2 protein-coding genes and 1 pseudogene are annotated in these 2,550 nt (G+C 51.5%); all 3 read left to right on the forward strand.

Annotated elements, in window-relative coordinates:
- A pseudogene (locus R3177_RS14465) lies at positions 1-532 on the forward strand (hypothetical protein); the annotation flags it as partial.
- 29 nt (positions 533-561) lie between these two features.
- Positions 562-1,722 carry a hypothetical protein gene (locus R3177_RS14470; RefSeq protein ID WP_318971713.1) on the forward strand — a complete coding sequence of 387 codons (1,161 nt, stop codon included), beginning with the start codon at positions 562-564 and terminating at the stop codon, positions 1,720-1,722.
- 153 nt (positions 1,723-1,875) lie between these two features.
- Positions 1,876-2,550, forward strand: a 675-nt coding sequence (locus R3177_RS14475) for a class II aldolase/adducin family protein (protein ID WP_318971714.1), incomplete at its 3' end; no start/stop codon positions are given.

Below are 2,550 nucleotides of genomic sequence, written 5' to 3' on the forward strand. Positions count from 1 at the left end.
GCAAATTCCGTTTTCACTGGATGAACTGATTGCCACCTGTCAGTTCTTAAAACGCCGGCAGCAGCAAGGGCAATCGGTACTGCGGGTATTTTTTGTCGGCGATACTGATGAGGATGATGGCAGACGGGATAAAGATGATTTTGCCGAATCGCCCAGCCACATTATTCAGGCTGTTTTCAGTGGTGGGGTACGTTGGTGGTGCCCGGGCCTGCTTATTTGCATTGCGGTGGGCGTTCTGCTGATGTTCAGCCGGGTGCTGCTGGGCGCAACAGGCGCCATGGCTGATGCCCATCACCTGCTGGGCGCGCTGGTCATTACCATTTCCGTTATTGCTCTGGCGGAAAGTGGCCGGGCCCTGCGTTTTATAAATTTGTTTCTGGCGCTGGCGCTCATGATCTGTGCCTTTGTTATCCCCACCAGCACCGCTAACGTCATAGCCAGTTTACTGGCTAGCGCACTGATTATGGCTGCCAGCATCCCGAAAGGGCCGGTACAGAGCCAGTATGGCCGCTGGTCGCGGCTGATTGTCTGATTTTATCCGAAGCAACGGAGGATACCGTTATGAGTGAACAACTAACCAGAAGTACGATTGACGAACTGCTGAAAATTAAAGACACGGTGTGTCTGTCACTTTATATGCCAACCCATCGCAGTTTTCCGACACGTAATGAAAACCCGATTTTGTTTAAAAATCTGCTGTCGCAACTGGCAGAGAAGTTAGAGCAGCATTATCCTGACGCTAATAAGGCAGCACTGCTCAAAGGCTTTGAAAAACTGCAGGATGACCAGAAGTTCTGGCAGCATCCGCAAAATGGGCTGTCAGTCTTTGCAGCAGAAGGTTTTTTTAAAGCACTGAAACTGGAACAACCCGTCGCAGAGCGCACCTTTGTCTGCGATCACCCTTATATCTCGCCGCTCATCCGGCTGACACAAACCACTGAAAACTATCAGGTACTGTGTTTAAGCCGCGACAGCATCCGCTTATTTGCAGGTGACCGCGATAGTATAAATGAAGTCTCGCTGCATCCTGATGTGCCCACGACAAAAGAACAGGCATTAGGACATGAACTGACCCCATCAGACCAAACCGGCTATCATCAGGGCTTTGCCGCAGCAGGTGATCGCGGCGATCCCTATGCCCACGAATCGGGTGGCAACGATAAGCAGGAAGAGATCGATATTGACCGTGAGCGCTACTTCCGGGCGCTTGATAAAGCGATAACGCAGCATCATTCCGAGCCGTCAGCATTGCCGTTGATCTTAGCGGCGCTGCCAGAGAATCAGGGTTTTTTCCGTCAAGTCAGCAACAACCCCCATCTGCTGGCTGATGGTGTCACAGTTGATCTAAGTGAGCTTGACCCAGACAAGTTACGGGAGCAGTGCTGGCAACTTATGGCAGCGTCATACGACAAGAAAATTGATGATTTGCTGCAACAGTATAACCAGTCAGCTAATCAGGGACTGGCCTCAAATAAACTGGCAGATATTGAGCAGGCAGCCAAAATTGGCCGGATAGCGACCTTAATGGTTGGCAAGGACCGGCTTGACGTGGCAAAAGTAGACAAGTATCACGCCAGCAACGAGCACCCGGATTTACTGGAAGAGTTAGTACTGAAAGTTATCGAGCTCGGAGGAGAGGTGGTGGTGATACCACCGGAGCGCCTGCCCGGCCACAGTGAAGCAGCTGCGATTTACCGCTTTGAGTTAGCTGGCAAGCAATAATGACGATATGTTGCCCGGGCAGCACCGCTGCCCGGTGGCGCTGTTGCCTGCATTTTATTTAAGCTGTGCCATTGATCCCCCCTCTCAAGTCCCTTAGACTTCTGAACATCTATTTGCAGGCCAGCAAGCTGGCAACTTGCCGGAGGTACCGCATTGCACCCCTTACCCAAACTCAATTTACGCGATAAGGTCAGTGCCGAAGAATGGCAGTTACGGCTGGATTTAGCCGCCTGTTACCGGCTGGCAGAGCATCATCGCTGGGGCGATCTGATTTATACCCATTTATCGGCCCGGTTGCCCGGCACCGACCATTATTTGGTCAATGCCTTTGGCCTGACCTTTGATGAAGTGACCGCGTCTAATCTGGTCAAAGTCGATTTACAGGGCAATATTCTGGACGATACGCCCTTTCAGATTAACCCGGCTGGTTTTACCATTCACAGCGCCATTCATGAAGTACGGCCCGATGCCCATTGCGTTATTCACCTGCATACCAAAGAAACCATCGCCGTGGCTACCCAGCAACAGGGCTTACTGGCGCTAAGTCAGTATTCGTTATTTTCACTGGGCTCTCTGGCTTATCATCAGTATGAGGGTTTAGCCGTTAACCAGGATGAAAAAGCCCGGTTGCAGACCGATTTAGGCCAGCATAACCATATGTTGCTGGTGAACCATGGTGGCCTGACCTTAGGGCCAACGGTCGGTGATGCCTTTATGCGCTTTTACGATTTACAACGCGCCTGTGAAATTCAGCTGGCGCTGCAGGCCAGCGGCCAGCCGGTTATCCCGATTCCGCAGCCAATAGTAGACAATATCAGTAAACAAGCC

The sequence above is a fragment of the Arsukibacterium sp. genome (genome assembly GCF_033722355.1).
GTDB lineage: Bacteria > Pseudomonadota > Gammaproteobacteria > Enterobacterales > Alteromonadaceae > Alishewanella.

Excerpts from the sequence above, each read along its gene's own strand:
- R3177_RS14470 (WP_318971713.1), top strand. The coding sequence starts at position 562 with ATGAGTGAACAACTAACCAGAAGTACGATTGACGAACTGCTGAAAATT.